This is a genomic window from Flavobacterium sp. SP2 (assembly GCF_057626655.1).
This window is the reverse complement of the sequence record NZ_JBVHBT010000002.1, coordinates 424,747-443,960: the sequence shown is the minus strand read 5'-3', so window position 1 is coordinate 443,960 and position 19,214 is coordinate 424,747. Positions and strand designations below refer to the sequence as shown.

Sequence of the window (19,214 nt, the reverse complement as noted above, 5' to 3'; positions counted from 1 at the left end):
TCATTTACACAAAATATAATATCTTTATACCTTAAATTTCACTTTTTGCTTTGCCTCGAAGTGATAAAAAGATACAACTTGAACTCAACAACCATAATCCTTCACATCGATAGCAACCATCCGCTGTTATGGAATCAATTGCAAGAAGCAGGTTTCGTTAACGAAGAAGATTTTACATCATCCAAAGAGGAAATCGAAAATAAAATTCAAGATTATCACGGCATCGTAATCCGAAGCCGATTCAAAATCGATAAAACATTTCTAGATAAAGCCATCAATTTGCAATTCATAGCACGCGTTGGCGCAGGTTTGGAAAGTATCGACTGCGAGTATGCCATCCAAAAAGGAATTCATCTCATTGCCGCACCAGAAGGCAATCGAAACGCCGTTGGCGAACATGCGCTTGGAATGTTATTGTCGTTACTGAATAAATTAAACCGCGCCGACAAACTAGTGCGCGAAGGAAAATGGATTCGTGAAGGCAATCGCGGTTACGAACTTGAAAACAAAACCATAGGGTTAATAGGGTACGGCAATATGGGAAAATCATTTGCCAAAAAATTGCAAGGGTTTGATGTCACCGTTTTGTGTTACGACATTCTAGAAAATGTTGGCGATAAAAATGCGACACAAGTTGCACTGCAAGAATTACAACAAAGGTCGGATGTGTTGAGTTTACACATTCCATGGACACCACAAACGGATAAGATGGTTAATTCAGCATTCATCAATGGGTTTTCAAAACCTTTTTGGTTCCTCAATACTTCACGCGGGAATAATGTAGTAACGGCCGATTTGGTCGAAGCATTACAATCAGGTAAAATTCTTGGCGCCGGATTGGATGTGTTGGAATACGAAAAGTTATCCTTCGAAAATCTTTTTATTGATTCTGAAAAACCTGCAGCATTTCAATATTTGCTTCAAGCAGAAAATGTTTTATTAACACCACATATTGCTGGTTGGACCTTTGAAAGTCATGAGAAATTGGCGCAGACTATAGTAGATAAAATCAATAAATTTTACAAAGTACCGTAACTTTTATAGAATCGTATCGTCAAATAATTAAATTTTTATATTTTAGCAAGCAATTAATTAACCCAACCAAAACAATTTTTTTTATGGAATCAAGTAAAGTAGACATGTTCATGATGGCCAATTCTAAGTTTTTCGAAGGACATCATTTAATGGCAGTTAGAGATAGACTTTTACAAATGGATGATGCTAAATGGCCTTTAATTCAGACCTTGCAATTTAAAGAGCCATCAACAGCTTTACTTTTATCAATTTTTGCAGGATACTTTGGAGCGGATCGTTTTTATATTGGCGATACAGGATTAGGTATTGGTAAGTTGCTAACCTGTGGTGGATTAGGAATTTGGAAGATTGTTGATTGGTTTTTGATTCAGGGCGCTACCCGTGAGAAAAACATGGAAATGTTTCAAAATTCAGTTTACTAAATAATGACTAAAAACAAGTTGTACATTTTTGTATTGCTAGCTTGTTTTGTAGGTTATTTATATCTTGGTTACAGTGTATTTTTGTCAGCAAAAACCAACTATGGTGCATGTATGATCAAAAATATAACAGGATATCCTTGTCCGTCTTGCGGTACAACTCGTGCTGTAAAACTTATGTGGGAAGGAAAACCTATTCAATCCGTTTTAATGAATCCGTTTGGAGTTTTTGTTTTTTTAATCATGACAATAGCTCCAATTTGGATTTTGATAGATGTTGTAAAAAAAAAGCAATCGTTTTATAATTTTTACAACAATGCTGAAATAACGGTTCGAACGAAATGGTTAGCCATTATTTTTGTAATTTTAGTTGTACTTAACTGGTTTTGGAATATTAAAAAAGGATTATGATTAACGAAACTACATTTCCGTACAAGCCTTCCGATCATGAAGCAGAAAAAGCATCCAATAGTTATTTGATGTCTTTGGTAGCCTTGGTTGCAGGACTTCCATTGCCTATTATAAATTTGTTTGCCACATTCTTCTTTTTTCTTGCAAATAGAAAAGGCACTTATTTTGTTCGTTGGCATTGTTTACAAGCTTTATTTTCACAACTCACTTTATTGTGTATGAATAGCGTAGGGTTTTGGTGGACAATTTCTATTCTTTTTGGAGGAGAATCGTCATCTAATTACTACTTTGGTTATTTGTTTACCGTTATTATTTTTAATATTGTGGAGTTCATATCTACTATATACAGTGCGGTACAAACCAGAAAAGGCAAGCACATTCAACAATGGTTTTTTGGAAGTTTAACTAATTTAATTTGTAAAGCATAATGGCAAACAAAACTTTATTTCAAGGTTTTATTACCGTAATTGTATTCTTTGGATTATGGTTTTCACTTTCTAGAATCGATTTTGTAACTATTTTTAAAGTTAAAGAACACAGCGCTTCTATTGAGAATAATTTGGGCGATATGATCTGGAAGAACATTGCACAGTCCGAAAATGTAATAACCAATGATTCGATAGTTGCTGCATTAGATCAACTTATAAAACCAATCTGCGAGGCCAACAACATTGAACGCGATACGCTAAAAATTCATATTGTACAAAAAGATGAGGTTAATGCATTTGCGCTACCTAATAATCATTTAGTTGTCTTTACAGGTTTAATTACCGATTGTAAAAAGCAAGAGGCTTTGCAAGGTGTTTTAGGACATGAAATTGCCCACATTCAGAACAATCATGTAATGAAAAAATTATCCAAAGAAATTGGATTGTCTGTAATTTTAGCTGCAACAACTGGTGGACAAGGCGCTGAAATACTGAAGCAAATTTTACAAACACTTTCCTCTTCTGCCTACGATAGATCATTAGAGAAAGAAGCCGATATTGCTAGTGTAGAGTATTTACTTGAAGCCAATATCAGTCCAGAACCTATGGCCGATTTTATGTACGAATTGGCGCAAGAAGAAAAAATGCCAGATGCTTTTTCATGGATTGCATCGCATCCAGAATCGGAAGAACGAGCGAAGTACATACTTGAATACATTAAAGGGAAAAAGTTTAAAAAGCAACAAACACTTAGCAAAGAAAAATGGGAGATTTTTCAAATGCAGGTAAAAAATGCCGAATAAAACTATTTAGATTTTCTGCCAACTACTTGTTTACACTTTGAAATTGTAAACAATACCAATTCCTAACGATTGTTTAAGCTGCAATTTTGGACCAACAATAACTTGCTCGCCAGCAATTTCTTCTTTGGCTTTGATGTCATCGTCATAAATTAGATGTACGCCAATATTTGCTTTTACATATTCATTAACGGTTAAATCCAGCTGCATTTGCCAATCAACGTCAATATTTCCGAAACGATTAATGTAATCGGAATACAAACTCAGGCGATTGTCTAAAACCACATTTTTATAAATTTCTCGTTTGTGGGCAGCGTTAATAAGAATACCTAATTCAGTTCTGGATTTTTTTCCTTCAGAAATCAAGACTCCATTTTCGTCGTAAACCGCTTTGATCACTCCAAATGCTCCTTGATTAGCCAATCTTTGATCCAATACCAAGGTACTTTTAGTTGTAAGCGGCGACATGTAAATAGATATTTTTTGTTCTTTATTTACATATTCTGTACCAACGCCTAAGAAAATATATGCTGGTGCAAACGGTTTGGAAATTGCATCTTCAGTATTTGGATAGGAATAACCGTTGGTAAATTGCGTACTAAAATTGAATTTTGCCGAAGTATACCAATTGGAAACAGTATCTTTTCGATATCCAAAAGTAGAGTTGAACTGAAACGCATCGTCTGTTTTTCTTAATTCAATGCCATCTTGCTTGTTTACTCCATAACGCACAATAAGCTCGTTAAGCCATTTGGTGTTGTTGTTATCGTATTTTCGGATAAAGTTGCCTTTTAATAATCCCGAAATAGAGCTGTTTCCACCAGCATTCCAATTCATAAATGCTATTTGTGTGATGTCTAAACCAACTGTATTTTTACTTGACCAATGTGAAGTAGTATCTTTTATTGAGGTTTGAATTATGCTTTGCGCGATGCTAAATTGGCAAGAAAACAATAGTAACAGTAGTGTTTTTTTAAGTAAATTCATTAAAATCGTATTTGTTTAGAATTACAAAAATCGTTTTTTCAAAGTTCAGAAAAAAGAGATTTTAGACTTTTAACGTCAATTTTACAAATTTGTTGTAATTCATCAATCGAACCATGTTCTATAAATTGATCTGGAATACCTAGAATTTTGACGGTTGAAGTATATTTTTTTTCTGTAGCAAATTCAGCAATTGCACTACCAAAACCACCTTTGATTGTTCCATCTTCAATAGTAATTACAGTTTCAAACGATGCGAAAATTTCATGTAAAAGCGTTTCGTCTAAAGGTTTTACAAATCCAAAATCGTAATGAGCAATTTCAGGACTATTTGAAACGTCATCCAATGCCAAAGTGACATTGTGCCCAATAAATCCTGTGGATAAAACTGCAATTTTAGTGCCGCTTTTCAGCAAATGTGCTTTGCCAATTTCGATATTCTGAAATCTGACTTCTGAAATCTGACTTCTGAAATCTGCAAATTTTCCTCTTCCTCTAGGATATCGAATTGCTATGGGATGATTCAAACCTAAAGAAGCGGTATATAAAATATTTCGCAAATCGATTTCATCCTTTGGAGCATAAATAATTATATTCGGAATGCATCGCAAATACGCCAAATCAAAAACGCCGTGATGTGTTGCGCCATCTTCACCAACTAAACCAGCGCGGTCTAAGCAAAAGATAACTGGTAAATTTTGCAAGGCAACATCGTGTATGATTTGATCGTAAGCACGCTGAATAAAGGTAGAATAGATGTTGCAAAAAACCACCATACCTTGCGTTGCCATTCCGGCCGCCAATGTAACTGCGTGTTGTTCGGCAATTCCAACGTCAAAAGCTCTTTCGGGAAAAGCATCCATCATGAATTTTAACGAACTACCGCTCGGCATGGCAGGTGTGATGCCTATAATTTTTGGATTATTGGTAGCTAATTCGACTAATGTCAATCCAAAAACATCTTGAAATTTTGGAGGTAAATTTTCTTCCGATTTTGGATGAATTTCACCTGTATTTTTATCAAATTTTCCGGGAGCATGGTATTTTACTTGATCGTCTTCGGCTTGCTGCAAACCTTTACCTTTGGTAGTTATGATGTGAAGAAATTTGGGTCCTTTTACTTTTTTTAGTCGCTCTAATTCTGAAATTAATGAACCAAAATCATGTCCGTCAATTGGTCCAGAATAATCAAAATTCAACGACTTAATCATGTTGTTTTGCTTCGGATTTTTTCCTTCTTTAACCGAAGTTAAATAGTTTTTCAAAGCGCCAACACTTGGATCAATTCCGATAGCGTTATCGTTTAAAATTACCAACAAATTAGCATCGGTTACTCCTGCATGATTCAATCCTTCAAAAGCCATTCCGCTTGCAATGGAAGCGTCTCCAATTACGGCAATATGATGTTTGTTTTCGCCTTGAAGTTTTGATGCAATCGCCATTCCCAAAGCGGCAGAAATAGAAGTTGAAGAATGTCCAACACCAAAAGTATCATACACACTTTCACTACGTTTTGGAAAACCCGAAATACCACCAAGTTGCCGATTGGTATGAAAGTTTTCTTTTCTTTCGGTTAAAATTTTATGTCCATATGCTTGATGACCAACATCCCAAACCAACAAATCATTAGGTGTATCAAAAACATAATGCAAGGCAATTGTAAGTTCAATTACGCCAAGACTTGCGCCAAGATGGCCTTCTTTTACCGAAACTACATCAATAATAAAATCGCGCAATTCTTTAGCCAATTGTGGCAATTGCGATGCTTCCAATTTTTTCAAATCGGATGGATTGTTGATGGTTTGGAGTAAGTTGCCTTTCATTTGATTTTAAAAAGCAAAGTTAAGATTTTTAATGGTCGAATTTTGTAATTCTTGTTAATTCGATCGAATCTATTTTAGCAGAAATTTTTTTACTAAAAGTTTTAAAAATAGTATCATTGGAAATGTAAAGGGTTATTTCAAAATCGAACTTCGTTTTTTTACCTTGATATTCTGCTGGATGCCATTTTGGAGATTTTTTTAAAACGTTTAGTAACGCTTCACCACTGTTACTTCCTAAATCTTTTAAAATTTTTACACCGTTAAGCGACCCATCTTTTTCAATGGTAAAACCTGCTCGTAAGATGCCATTAATTTTATTCGCTTTTTGTGGAAATGTATAATTGTTAAGTACAAAATCTTTAAATAGTTGTATTCCGCCTTTGCATTCAGGATAAATACTAATTCCTGGCATGCCGTATACTTCATCAGATTCATATACAGTTTGAGTTTTAGCCTGTTCGATTTTAGTATCAGTAACTTCGCCAGTTATAATTTCAATGTTTTTTTTAGGTTTTTGAAATTGAACAACATCTTTGATTTTTTTTATAGAATCCTTTGGAGGTAAAGACAATCCCATTATAGGCTCTTTTTTAATAATAGTATCTTCAACAATTACTTTACCAAGATTTTCATCATTATGGTTTTTACAACTAAAAAGAGTGGTTCCCATTACGATAAAAAGTGTTAATAAAAATGCCTTTTGAAATGGTATTTGTTGTGTTAAAACACTTTTTGGGATTTTGATATCAAACGTATTGACATCGCTATTTTTAAATCTACCACAGATTTTTTTTCCTTTATTATTACTAAAATAATCTTCAATTTCAGCAGTAGTTTTGTTGGTAAAATCAACAACTCCTGTGCTACAAACCGAACAAAATCTTCCAGTTTCTTCGGGTGTCATTAAATTCCAATCTTCATGACATGGTTTTGGAATTGTGATTCTGAGTTTACTTTCCATAAATAGTACTTTCTGATTTTAAAAATAACGAAAAATAGTATCAAAATAGTACTTTTGTTCTATGGAAAATATTTTCACCGACGAATACTTCATGAAAAAAGCTTTGCAAGAAGCCGACACTGCTTTTGAAAAAGGTGAAATTCCTGTAGGTGCAATTATAGTAATCGATAGCAAAATCATTGCTCGTAGTCATAATCTAACCGAATTGTTAAATGATGTTACGGCTCATGCCGAAATGCAAGCGATAACCGCAGCCGCCAATTTTCTTGGTGGAAAATATTTAAAAGATTGTACTTTATATGTTACCATTGAACCTTGTCAAATGTGTGCTGGTGCATTGTATTGGAGTCAGATTTCTAAAATAGTTTTTGGAGCTCGAGATGAACAGCGTGGATTTTTAACGATGGGAACCAAATTACATCCGAAAACCCAAGTAAAACAAGGTGTTTTGGCAAACGAAGCAACACACCTCATGAAAGAATTTTTTGCAAAAAAAAGAAAATAGAAATTCTACTTTTTACAAGAAAATTAGTCCAAAATTTATTTTACATTTACTACAATAATAACACTATATTTTTAGTTATGCTACTAATTGCGAAGTGTTAAAATTTGCAATTTTCAACAAAGAAGTTCCAACCAATAAAACCTCTATCACAATGAAACACTCATTCCGAGATCGTATTTTAATGCACTCATTCCCTAAAATGAGTGTTCTTTCTGACCAAGTAAAAAAAAATAAAAAAGTTCAGAAAAAAGCCAGCAAAGCAATCTGTTTGTTTCTTGCAATTTTTATGTTGCATTCGTGTTCTAAAAAATCGGCTGCCGATTTTAATTCTGACTTTTCATTATACAAAGATTATATCTCGAGTTTTACCTCAGGATTTGTTTCTGTCAATTCCGATTTTAGAGTGCAATTGGTTTCGAACAAAAGTGATTGGAAACCCAATCAAGAACTCGATGAAGATTTATTTGACATTTCACCATCTGTAAGCGGAAAAGTAATTGCGCTTTCCAACAACACAATTGCATTTGTACCTAAAGAGAAATTAGATCAAAATACGCTATATCAAATTACCTTAAAACTATCCAAAATTTATACAACCGTTCCCAAAGAATTGGTAGATTTTAAATTTTCTGTAAAAACCATCAAACAAGATTTTATAGTTACTACTCAAGATTTACAATCCTACAGCAAAAACCTGTATTACCTTAACGGAACTTTGAAAACCGCCGATGATTTGAGTTTTGAGGATGCCCAAAAAATAATAAAGGCCACACAAAATGATACCGATTTAAAAGTAAAATTCGACAAAGCATCAAGTACTAAAACCGAATTTAAGTTTGTTATCGACAGCATTCAACGCTACAACGACGACAGCGAAATAGACATTGCATATGATGGCGACGATGTAGACATTGATACCAAAGGAGAAACTAAATTTGTAATTCCGGGAAGTAAGGAATTTAAAGTTTTAAAAATTGAAGTTGGAGACGAAAACAATCAATCGATTTTAATCAATTTTTCTGATCCGTTAAAAAAAGATCAGGATTTTAAAGGGTTAATTGCTATAGAAAATACCAATAATTTAAAATTTACCACCATGGGTAATGTTTTAAAGGTGTTTTACAATAACGAAGCCTCGGTTGAACCAGAAATTGCGCAAGCGGTAGTGGTCGATTCTACAGCAACAATTGCACAAGCAGTAGATTCTGCAGCAGTTGCAGTAGATTCGGTTTCAACGGAAAGTATAGATTATGAAGATGAAATAGCACCTCAGTCTGCTGCTACATCAGTAATTGAGGAAGCCTTTTCTGGAACTAAATTAGTCGAGGTTTTTCAGGGAATTGAAAGTAACTACGGCGATAAAATGCAGACCAATTATTCTGAAAAAGTAGTTTTTGATCAAATAAATCCTGGAGTAAAATTAGTAAAAAGTGGTACAATTCTGCCTAGTTCTAATAATTTAAAAATCAATTTTGAAGCTGCCAATTTAAAAGCAGTTGATGTAAAAATTTACAAAATTTACAAAGACAATATCTTACAGTTTTTACAAGATAATCAAATCAATGGAACCCGAAATCTCAAACAAGTAAGCCAAGCCATTGCCAAATCTACTATCGAATTAAAGCAGAATAATTTACTTAATTACACCAAGTGGAATACCTATGCCTTGGATATTTCTAAAATTATCGAACCCGAACCTGGCGCCATTTATAGAGTAGAATTTTCGTTTAAGAAAAGTTATTCTTTATATAAATGTACCTCAAATCTAACTGATTCTGAAGAGAACGAGGAAGAAGAAGTTGATGAAAATGATGTGAATTACAGCGGAAACAGTTACGATGATTATTACTATGAAGAAGATTATGATTATCGTGAAAGTCAAGACGCTTGTTCTGATTATTACTATTATAATACCAAAGTTGGAACTAATATTTTAGCGACCGATTTAGGAATAATTGCAAAACGTGGTACCGATAAATCGGTCGTTATTGCTGTAAGCGATATTGTTTCTACAAAAGCAATTTCGGGTGCAACTGTTGATTTATATAATTTCCAGCAACAAAAAATAGCCACTTCATCTACTGATAGTGATGGAATGGCATCGTTTCAATTAGAAAAATACGCCTACTTTGCCATTGTTACGCAAGGAAAAAACAGTACTTACATTAAATTGGACGATGAACTATCGTTATCTGTAAGTAATTTTGATGTTTCTGGCGAAATGTTACAAAAAGGATTGAAAGGGTATTTATATGGTGAACGCGGTGTTTGGCGTCCTGGCGATACCTTATTCATGTCGTTTATACTAAATGATAATGCCAATAAATTACCAGATGCACATCCAGTAAAGTTCAAATTGAATGATCCAAATGGAAAAACTGTTTATCAAAACGTACAGAAATTAAGCGAATTAAATCATTACAAATTTGTTGTTCCAACAGAATCGTCTGCGCCAACAGGAAATTGGGAAGCGGTTGTAAGTATTGGTGGTGCTCGATTTTATAAAAGCGTCAAAATTGAAACGATTAAACCAAATCGTCTTAAAATTAAAAATAGTTTCAACGAAGCGGTGCTTTCTACGAGTAAAAATAATATAAACAATATACAAGTTTTGTGGCTTCATGGTGCTGTAGCAAAAGATTTGAAAATTGAAGTTCAAGCAAAATTTTCGCAACAAGCAACTGCTTTTAAAGGATTTGATAAATATGTTTTCGATGATCCAACACGTACTTTCTCAACCGAAGAAGTCAATATTTTTTCAGGGAAGCTCGATGGAAATGGTCGCGTAGCAATTCCGATAAAACCAACCTTACAAAGTCAAGCACCAGGAATGCTAAAAGCAGCTTTCATCACCAAAGTTTACGAAAATGGTGGCGATGTTAGTACTGATGTAGCTTCTACTTCTTATTCGGCATATCAAACGTACGTTGGAATTAAATCGCCAGCAGAAAATCGTTATGGCATGCTGCAAACTGGAAAAGTTGCACGTTTTGAAATTGCAACAGTTGCAGAAAATGGGCGTCCAAAACCGGTCAACGATCTTGATGTTCGCATTTATAAATTGGAATCGCGTTGGTGGTGGGATGCTTCTAACGATAATTTATCCAGTTACAATTCATCTACATCAACAATAGCCTACAAAACATTTCGCATAAATACCGATGCTACTGGAAAAGGAAGTGTTTCATTTTCGGTGCCAGATGATGAATGGGGTAATTATTTGGTTCGCGTTTCAGATCCAACAGGCGGTCATGCAACAGGAACAAAAGTATATTTCGATATGCCATATTGGTCGGCAAAATCTAGAAATACCGATGGTACTTCGGCTAATATGTTGCGATTTTCTACTGATAAAACCAACTATGTTGTGGGCGATGTTGCTAAGATTTTCTTTCCATCAAGTGAAGGTGGACGAGCAATGATTTCAATAGAAAACGGAACAAAAGTTGTTAAAACAATTTGGGCAAAAACCAAAAATGGCGAAACTAGTGTGGAGTTACCAATTACTAGTGAAATGGCTCCAAATGTATATATTAATATCACACTTTTACAACCTCATGCTACAACCAAAAATGATTCGCCAATTCGCATGTACGGTATTGTCCCAATTGAAGTTATCGATAAAAATACAGTTCTAGAACCTATACTTTCCATTCCAGAGGTTTTAAAACCAGAGCAAACTGTAACTGTAAAAGTTTCTGAAAAACAAGGTAAAAGAATGACTTATACCATTGCTGTTGTAGATGAAGGTTTGCTAGATTTAACTCGTTTTAAAACGCCCAACGCTTGGGATAGTTTTTATACTCGCGAAGCCTTAGGTGTTCGAACTTGGGATATTTATGATGACGTTATTGGTGCTTATGGCGGAAAAATAAATCAAGTTTTCTCTATTGGTGGCGATGCCGATTTAGGCGGTGGAAAAGCTAAAAAAGCCAATCGTTTTAAACCGGTTGTCCTATATTTTGGTCCGTTTGTACTGGAAAAAGGTGCTTCTGCAAATCATAAGATAAAACTTCCAAAGTACATTGGTTCTGTGCGAACTATGATTGTGGCTGCCGATGCTAAAACTAGTGCTTACGGAATGGCAGAAAAAACCACGCAAGTGAAAAGTCCGTTGATGGTTTTGGCTTCGCTTCCAAGAAAAATATCTCCGTCAGAAAAAGTTACTATTCCGGTAACGCTTTTTGCTACGGAGCGAAACATCAAGAACGTAACACTTCAAATAAAAACTAACAATGCAGTACGAGTAATTGGAAGTGCGTCACAAATCGTGAAATTCACCGAGCCAGATGAAAAAATGGCCTATTTCAACTTGGAAGTAGGAAGTATAACTGGTTTAGGAAAAGTTCAAATTATTGCCACATCAGGAAAAGAAAAATCTACCTATGATGTAGAAATTGATGTGACCAATCCGAATCCGGTAACCAATACTTTTACAGATGTTATTATTGAACCCAACAGTACTAAAACCATTGCTTGGAAAACATTTGGCGTAAGCGGAAGCAACGCTGCAAAACTGGAAGTTTCATCGGTTCCAACAGTAGATTTCAGTCGCCGTTTGGATTATTTAATTCAATATCCACATGGTTGTGTAGAGCAAACCACATCGGCTGTTTTTCCACAATTGTATCTTTCTGATGTGATGGATTTGGATGCCAACTACAAATCTAAAATTCAGAAAAATGTTACCGCTGGAATTCAGAAATTAAATAATTTCCAACTTTCAAACGGAGGATTTTCGTACTGGCAAGGCAATGCGGATGCCGACGATTGGGGATCATCTTATGCTGGACATTTCTTAATCGAAGCAGAGAAAAAAGGATATGTTTTACCTATAAATTTCAAATCGAAATGGATTTCCTATCAGCAGAAGCAAGCTAAGCAATGGCGTTTTGAGAAAAAATATGGAAATGATTTAGCGCAATCTTACCGACTTTACACCTTGGCAATTGCAGGTTCAGCCGATTTAGCTTCGATGAATAGATTGCGTGAAACCGTTGGAATATCTAATGAAAGTAAATTGCGTTTGGCAGCAACCTATGCCATTATAAAACAAAATGCGGCAGGATTAGCATTGTTAAGCAAATCTAAAATTGATGAAGAACCTGAAAATGATTATTACTATTATTATGGATCGTCAGACAGAAATCGCGCCATGGCATTGGAAACGTTAGTGCTACTAGGTCAAAAACAAAAAGCATTTGCAATGGCAACTGTTTTAGCCAAAAACCTTTCCAGCACCGAATGGATGAGTACACAAACTACAGCTTACGGATTGTATGCAATGTCAAAATTTGCAAAATCTAATGGAAGTAAAGGCGTAAATATTCAGTTTACTAATGGCGGAAAAGCAATAGTCATCAATACTAACAAAACGATTTCACAAAGAAATTTAGCTATAAAAACAGGAGCGAATTCGGTAACAATTAAAAATAATAAAAACAATACTATTTTCGTAAGAGTTTCCAATAGTGGTATTTTGCCAGTTGGACAAGAGCAAGTTGTTCAAAATAATTTGTCTGCAAGTGTTGTGTTTAAAGATCGAAAAGGAGGTAAAATAGCAGTTACTAAAATTGCCCAAGGAACCGAATTTTATGCTGAGGTTACTTTAACTAATCGTAAAAATGAACGAGTAGAAAACATAGCTTTATCGCAAATTCTACCTTCCGGATTCGAAATTGTCAATACACGGTATACTGATTTTGGAGATGCTACTAACAATGTTGCCGATTATATAGACATTCGCGACGACAGAGCCAATTATTATTTCAGCCTTAGTGCTAATGAAACGCGTAAATTCAAAATTCTTTTAAATGCTTCCTATCTTGGAAATTATTATTTGCCAGGACTTCAATGCGAAGCCATGTATGATCATGAATTTTTAGCGCGAACAAAAGGACAATGGGTTGAAGTGGTGAAGTAAAAAACTAACCACAAAGTTCTCGAGAAAGGCACAAAGAACACAAGAAAATCTTTAGTGAACTTAGTGCCTTCTTGGCGTTCCTTTGTGGTTAAAATAGAAAAATGAAAGAAAAATTGAAAGCGGTTTACAATCGCATTACAGATTATATAAAACAAAACAAAAAGAAATCTGCAATAGCATTTGTTCTTTTACTTGTCTATTATTTTTCGTTGCCAAGAACACTTTTTGAAGCACCATATTCTATTGTAATTGAAAGTAATGAAGGAGAACTTCTTGGAGCCAAGATTGCTCGCGATGGACAATGGCGTTTTCCTGCCAACGATAGTATACCCGAAAAGTTTAAGAAATGCATCGTCTATTTTGAAGACGAACATTTTTACCAACATTTTGGTTTCAATCCGGTTGCAATGGTAAAAGCAGTGCAACAAAATCGCGCTGCTGGAAAGGTAGTTCGTGGTGGAAGTACCTTAACACAACAGGTTATTCGATTATCTCGAAAAAATAAGAAGCGAAATTATTTTGAAAAAGCAATCGAAATCATTCTTTCCACACGACTAGAATTCCGACATTCCAAAGAAAAAATTCTCGAATTGTATGCAGCTCATGCACCTTATGGTGGAAATGTCGTTGGATTAGAAATGGCCGCCTGGCGTTACTTTGGAGTTCAGGCCAATCAGTTATCTTGGGCAGAAAGTGCAACCTTAGCAGTTTTACCTAATGCTCCAAGTCTAATATATCCTGGCAAAAACCAAGTGAAATTACTCAAAAAAAGAAATACTCTATTATTAAAATTATATAATGAAAAAATCATTGATCAACTGACTTACGACTTATCAATAACAGAGCCTTTGCCTCAAAAACCATACTCTATTCCGCAAATAGCAAATCATTTATTACAACGTGCAGCCAAAGCCAGCGAAGGAAAGCGAATCAAAACCACTATTGATATTTCGTTGCAAAATCGAGTAAATCAAATTGCAAATCAATACTACAATCAGTACAAGCAAAACGAAGTGCACAACCTTGCCATCCTCGTAATCGATATCCAAAACCGCAACATAATTAGTTACGTTGGTAACTCGGCAACCGATAAAGATCACGATAAAGATGTAGATGTAATTGGAGCACCAAGAAGTACTGGCAGTATTCTGAAACCTTTACTATTTGCTTCTATGCTTGATGATGGAGAAATTTTGCCCAATACATTAGTTGCTGATATTCCAACTCAAATTTCGGGTTATACGCCAGAGAATTTCAATCTCACTTTTGATGGTGCAGTTCCAGCGCAAAGAGCTTTATCACGTTCGTTAAATATTCCAGCAGTGTTGATGTTACAAGAACATGGAGTGAATAATTTTTATGAATTATTGCAAAAATTCAAACTTAAAAACATCAATAAACATCCAGATCATTACGGACTTTCACTTATTCTTGGTGGTGCAGAAAGTAATCTTTGGGATTTATGCCGAACGTATGCTAATTTGTCGTCTACAGTAAATTACTTCAACAAATCCAACGGAAAATACCGAACTCAAGAATTTGCAGAACTCAATTACGATAAAAGTTTTACACAAGATTTTGGTGAAAACAGCAACCAGAAAACCATTCTTGGTGCAGGTTCTATTTACTTAACCTACAATGCTATGAAAGAAGTAAACCGTCCAGAAGGTGATGAAGCGTGGAAATTTTATGATTCTTCGATAGAATTAGCTTGGAAAACGGGTACTAGTTTTGGAAATCGCGATGCTTGGGCAATAGGTACCAATTCAAGATATGTTGTTGGAGTTTGGGTAGGAAATGCTAATGGCGAAGGTCGTCCGCAACTTACAGGTGTTGAAAGCGCTGCTCCAATTTTGTTTGACGTGTTTAATTTGTTACCAAGAAAAAAATGGTTTCAAACACCATTAAACGATTTAGAATATGCTGAAGTTTGCACTAAAAGTGGACATTTAGCGCAAGATGATTGTCCAAAAACCAAACAGTTAATCAATAGGAAAGGGCTCAAAACTAGTATTTGTTCGTATCATAAATTGGTTCATCTTGATGCCACACAACAATTTCGAGTTAATAGCAGTTGCGAAAATGTAGATACTATAGTCAATAAAAAATGGTTCGTTTTGCCTCCAGTTATGGAATATTATTATAAAAGTTTGCATATCGATTACCAACCTTTACCACCATTTCGAGCCGATTGCTTACAAACGCAACAGTCAAATATGGATTTTATTTATCCTAAAACCAATAGTAAAATCTATCTCACCAAAAATTTTAGTGGGAAAATTCAGCCTGTAATTATGAAAGTAGTGCATTCCAATAAAGACGCAAAACTGTATTGGTATGTTGATGCTATTTACAAAGGAACCACGCAGACGTTTCATGAAATGCAAGTGGAAGCTAATACAGGATTTCATTACATAACTGTAACCGATGAATTTGGAAACGAGATTAGAAGGAAAATCGAGATTATTAGGGAATAATTTCTGATGAAAATGAATGCCTTAGCCCAGATTGCAATGGAAATCCTTTTTATTTTTCTTTAAAAATAAAAAGATTGGAGTGGAAAGCTGGAAATAGCTCCTGAAAAAAAGACATAAAAAAACCGCCTATCTTTCGAAGGCGGTTTAGATTATTTATTCTATTTCGTTCATTTTAAAAGATTCCATGAACTTGGTAGTATAATTTCCAGCAACGTAATCGGGTTCGTCCATTAGTTGTCTATGAAATGGTATTGTTGTTTTTATTCCTTCAATGTAAAACTCATCCAAAGCACGTTTCATTTTATTGATGGCTTCTTCACGTGTTTGCGCTGTTGTAATCAACTTGGCGATCATCGAGTCATAATTTGGTGGAATTGTGTAACCTGCGTAAACGTGAGTATCTAAGCGAACTCCGTGTCCGCCAGGCGAATGCAATACCGTAATTTTTCCTGGAGATGGTCGAAAATCATTGTATGGATCTTCGGCATTAATTCTACATTCAATAGCATGAAGGTTTGGATAATAGTTTTTACCAGAAATCGGAATTCCAGCAGCAACCATTATTTGCTCACGAATCAAATCGTAATCAATAACTTGTTCTGTTATTGGATGCTCAACTTGGATACGGGTATTCATTTCCATGAAGTAGAAATTACGGTGTTTGTCCACCAAAAACTCTACAGTTCCGGCACCTTCATATTTTATAAATTCGGCAGCTTTAACAGCAGCTTCACCCATTCTATTTCTTAAATCGTCGGTCATAAATGGCGACGGAGTTTCTTCGGTAAGTTTTTGATGACGACGTTGAACTGAGCAATCTCTTTCAGATAAATGACATGCTTTTCCGTAAGCATCGCCAACTACTTGAATTTCAATATGACGTGGTTCTTCGATTAATTTTTCAAGATACATACCATCGTTTCCGAAAGCGGCAGCCGATTCTTGACGAGCGCTTTCCCAGGCTTTAAGTAACTCTTCTTCTTTCCATACGGCACGCATTCCTTTTCCGCCACCACCGGCAGTAGCCTTTAGCATTACTGGAAATCCCATTTCTTTAGATAATTCTAAAGCTTGTTCGTACGATTCTAATAATCCTTCAGAACCTGGTACACAAGGAACACCTGCGGCTTTCATGGTTGCTTTAGCCGAAGCTTTGTCGCCCATTCGATCGATCATTTCTGGAGAAGCACCGATGAATTTGATACCATGTTCTTGACAAATTTTAGAAAACTTAGCATTTTCTGAAAGGAATCCGTAACCTGGATGAATTGCATCTGCATTTGTAATTTCTGCTGCTGCAATAATACTGGACATCTTTAAGTAGGATAAATTACTTGGCGGTGGTCCGATACATACTGCTTCGTCTGCAAATTTTACGTGCAAACTTTCAGCGTCAGCTGTAGAGTAAACTGCAACTGTTTTTATTCCCATTTCCTTACAGGTTCTAATTACTCTTAAAGCAATTTCACCTCTATTGGCAATTAATATTTTTTTAAACATCTATATATAATTTTAAATTAGAAATTTTAAATTTTAAATTATTACGAATGAAAGCAATGCTGTCATTTATAATTTATAATTCTTAATTTAAAATAGCTTAAGATGGATCTACTAAAAATAATGGTTGGTCAAATTCTACTGGAGACATATCGTCAACAAGAATTTTAACAATTTTTCCTGTAATTTCAGCTTCAATTTCGTTAAATAATTTCATAGCTTCAATTACGCAAAGAACATCTCCTTTTTGAATAGAATTTCCTACTTCAGTAAACATTGGTTTGTCTGGAGCTGGTTTTCTATAAAATGTACCAATCATCGGTGATTTTATAGTTACATATTTCGAATTGTCTTCGGCTGCAGGAGTTGCAACTGGAGTAGTTGCTGCAGCTGGTAATACTGCTGTATTTGCGGCTGGCAATGCAGTTTGAACTGGTGCTTGTTGCACGTAAGTTACTTCTGGAGCAGCGTTTTCTAAAGTTGTTCTAATGGTAATTTTAACATCGTCCATTTCTAATTTTACTTCTGCAACGCCTGAATTGGCTACAAATTTAATTAGGTTTTGAATTTCTTTTAAATCCATGATTATTTTTTTTAGTTAGTTTGTTCTTTAAATTAATATGCCCATTTTAAATATATTGAACCCCAAGTAAATCCACCTCCAAAAGCAGCAAAAATTAAATTATCGCCTTTTTTGAATTTGTTTTCAAAATCGTGCAACAATAATGGTAATGTTGCAGATGTAGTGTTTCCGTATTTTTGAATGTTTATTAAAACTTTGTCATCTTCAAGATTCATTCTTGAAGCTGTGGCGTCAATAATTCGTTTGTTAGCTTGGTGCGCTATCAACCAATTTACATCATTGTTGGTAAGATTGTTACGTGTCATAATTTTTTCACTAACATCTGCCATTCCGGACACTGCATATTTAAATACAGTTTTACCATCTTGAAAAACATAATGCTGACCGTTTTCTACAGTTTCTTTTGATGGTGGTAAAATAGATCCGCCAGCATCAATTTTTAGATATTCTCTACCAATTCCGTCCGATCTTAAAATTTCATCTTGAACGCCTAAGCCGTCATAATTAGGTTCAAATAAAACTGCACCTGCACCATCACCAAAGATAATACAAGTTGCTCTGTCGGTATAATCAATTATAGATGACATTTTATCAGCACCAATTAAAAGTACTTTTTTATATTTTCCTGATTGTATATAAGCTGAGGCAGTTGACATTCCGAATAGAAAACTTGAACAAGCGGCTTGTAAATCATAAGCAAAAGCGTTTACAGCGCCAATTTGGGAAGCTACATAAACTCCAGTAGAAGCAACAAGCATGTCTGGTGTAGCGGTCGCCATAATGATAAGGTCTATTTCAGCTGGATTGATTTTGCTTTTAGCGATTAAATCTTGTGCTGCTTTTATGGCTAAGTAGGAAGTTCCTTTTCCTGAATCCTTTAAGATTCTTCTTTCAGAAATTCCTGTACGAGTTAATATCCACTCGTCATTGGTATCTACCATTGTTTCCAATACTTTATTGGATAATACAAAATCGGGTACATAACCACCAACTGCTGTAATTGCTGCTGTTATTGAATTCATAATACTATTTTAAATCTCTTAAAAATTATAAATTTAAAAGAGGTGGAAATTACAAAAAATAATTTAGTTATATTCTTTATTAAAAAAAATAATAAAACAAAAAACTCTCACAAAGTTAGTGAGAGTTTGTATGATAATTGAAATGTATATTAAATTTCAGCTACTGATTTATCAATAACTACTTGTCCTCTATAGTACATTTTTCCTTCGTGCCAGTAAGCTCTGTGGTATAAATGTGCTTCTCCTGTAATTGGACAAGTTGCAATTGTAGCAGCAGTTGCTTTGTAGTGAGTTCTTCTCTTATCTCTTCTTGTTTTCGAGATTTTTCTTTTAGGATGTGCCATTT

The 19,214-nt window shown here is 34.8% G+C and carries 15 protein-coding genes; 8 read left to right on the top strand and 7 right to left on the bottom strand.

What is annotated here, in order from left to right; all coding sequences use genetic code 11:
* Positions 1–78 precede the first annotated feature (78 nt).
* The 5 genes from ACZ098_RS06450 to ACZ098_RS06430 all read left to right on the top strand — a co-directional run bounded on the left by ACZ098_RS06450 (position 79) and on the right by ACZ098_RS06430 (position 3,096).
* The gene (locus ACZ098_RS06450) at positions 79–1,035 is read left to right on the top strand and encodes a 2-hydroxyacid dehydrogenase (protein ID WP_487310921.1); all 957 of its coding nucleotides are present in this window, start codon (positions 79–81) and stop codon (positions 1,033–1,035) included.
* An 83-nt stretch (positions 1,036–1,118) separates the two neighbouring features.
* Positions 1,119–1,457, top strand: coding sequence for a TM2 domain-containing protein (locus tag ACZ098_RS06445; protein ID WP_487310920.1), 339 nt, complete (start codon positions 1,119–1,121; stop codon positions 1,455–1,457).
* A 3-nt stretch (positions 1,458–1,460) separates the two neighbouring features.
* Positions 1,461–1,865: a DUF2752 domain-containing protein gene (locus ACZ098_RS06440; protein ID WP_487310919.1), complete on the top strand. Its 405-nt coding sequence runs from the start codon at positions 1,461–1,463 to the stop codon at positions 1,863–1,865.
* Positions 1,862–2,293, top strand: coding sequence for a magnetosome magnetite crystal formation protein family (locus ACZ098_RS06435; RefSeq protein ID WP_487310918.1), 432 nt, complete (start codon positions 1,862–1,864; stop codon positions 2,291–2,293). Before ACZ098_RS06440 ends, ACZ098_RS06435 begins: the two co-directional genes overlap by 4 nt.
* Entirely contained in the window at positions 2,293–3,096 is an 804-nt protein-coding gene (locus ACZ098_RS06430) for a M48 family metallopeptidase (RefSeq protein ID WP_487310917.1), read from the top strand. The genes ACZ098_RS06435 and ACZ098_RS06430 overlap by 1 nt, the downstream gene beginning before the upstream one ends.
* A gap of 30 nt (positions 3,097–3,126) precedes the next feature.
* Here the strand turns inward: ACZ098_RS06430 and ACZ098_RS06425 are convergent, their stop codons facing one another.
* The 3 genes from ACZ098_RS06425 to ACZ098_RS06415 are packed head-to-tail and all read right to left on the bottom strand — an operon-like array spanning position 3,127 to position 6,861.
* Positions 3,127–4,080 carry a DUF3078 domain-containing protein gene (locus ACZ098_RS06425; RefSeq protein WP_487310916.1) on the bottom strand — a complete coding sequence of 318 codons (954 nt, stop codon included), beginning with the start codon at positions 4,078–4,080 and terminating at the stop codon, positions 3,127–3,129.
* Positions 4,081–4,118: 38 nt separating this feature from the next.
* On the bottom strand, positions 4,119–5,900 hold the full coding sequence (locus ACZ098_RS06420) for a 1-deoxy-D-xylulose-5-phosphate synthase (RefSeq protein WP_487310915.1): 1,782 nt from the start codon (positions 5,898–5,900) through the stop codon (positions 4,119–4,121).
* Positions 5,901–5,928: 28 nt separating this feature from the next.
* Complete coding sequence (locus ACZ098_RS06415; RefSeq protein ID WP_487310914.1) at positions 5,929–6,861, bottom strand: energy transducer TonB; 933 nt, start codon at positions 6,859–6,861, stop codon at positions 5,929–5,931.
* A gap of 61 nt (positions 6,862–6,922) precedes the next feature.
* Between ACZ098_RS06415 and ACZ098_RS06410 the strand changes: the two genes are divergently transcribed.
* The 3 genes from ACZ098_RS06410 to pbpC all read left to right on the top strand — a co-directional run bounded on the left by ACZ098_RS06410 (position 6,923) and on the right by pbpC (position 15,766).
* A complete protein-coding gene (locus ACZ098_RS06410) occupies positions 6,923–7,366 on the top strand; it encodes a nucleoside deaminase (RefSeq protein ID WP_487310913.1) in 444 nt (147 codons plus the stop codon).
* Positions 7,367–7,565: 199 nt separating this feature from the next.
* Entirely contained in the window at positions 7,566–13,289 is a 5,724-nt protein-coding gene (locus ACZ098_RS06405; RefSeq protein ID WP_487311210.1) for an alpha-2-macroglobulin family protein, read from the top strand.
* A 101-nt stretch (positions 13,290–13,390) separates the two neighbouring features.
* The gene (gene pbpC, locus ACZ098_RS06400) at positions 13,391–15,766 is read left to right on the top strand and encodes a penicillin-binding protein 1C (RefSeq protein ID WP_487310912.1); all 2,376 of its coding nucleotides are present in this window, start codon (positions 13,391–13,393) and stop codon (positions 15,764–15,766) included.
* A gap of 153 nt (positions 15,767–15,919) precedes the next feature.
* On the opposite strand, the gene accC is transcribed toward pbpC, so the two are convergent.
* The 4 genes from accC to rpmF all read right to left on the bottom strand — a co-directional run bounded on the left by accC (position 15,920) and on the right by rpmF (position 19,212).
* Complete coding sequence (gene accC / locus ACZ098_RS06395) at positions 15,920–17,266, bottom strand: acetyl-CoA carboxylase biotin carboxylase subunit (RefSeq protein WP_487310911.1); 1,347 nt, start codon at positions 17,264–17,266, stop codon at positions 15,920–15,922.
* A gap of 97 nt (positions 17,267–17,363) precedes the next feature.
* The gene (gene accB / locus ACZ098_RS06390; protein ID WP_487310910.1) at positions 17,364–17,846 is read right to left on the bottom strand and encodes an acetyl-CoA carboxylase biotin carboxyl carrier protein; all 483 of its coding nucleotides are present in this window, start codon (positions 17,844–17,846) and stop codon (positions 17,364–17,366) included.
* A 32-nt stretch (positions 17,847–17,878) separates the two neighbouring features.
* Positions 17,879–18,868: a beta-ketoacyl-ACP synthase III gene (locus tag ACZ098_RS06385; RefSeq protein WP_487310909.1), complete on the bottom strand. Its 990-nt coding sequence runs from the start codon at positions 18,866–18,868 to the stop codon at positions 17,879–17,881.
* Positions 18,869–19,017: 149 nt separating this feature from the next.
* On the bottom strand, positions 19,018–19,212 hold the full coding sequence (gene rpmF / locus ACZ098_RS06380) for a 50S ribosomal protein L32 (RefSeq protein WP_487310908.1): 195 nt from the start codon (positions 19,210–19,212) through the stop codon (positions 19,018–19,020).
* Between the last annotated feature and the right edge of the window lie 2 nt (positions 19,213–19,214).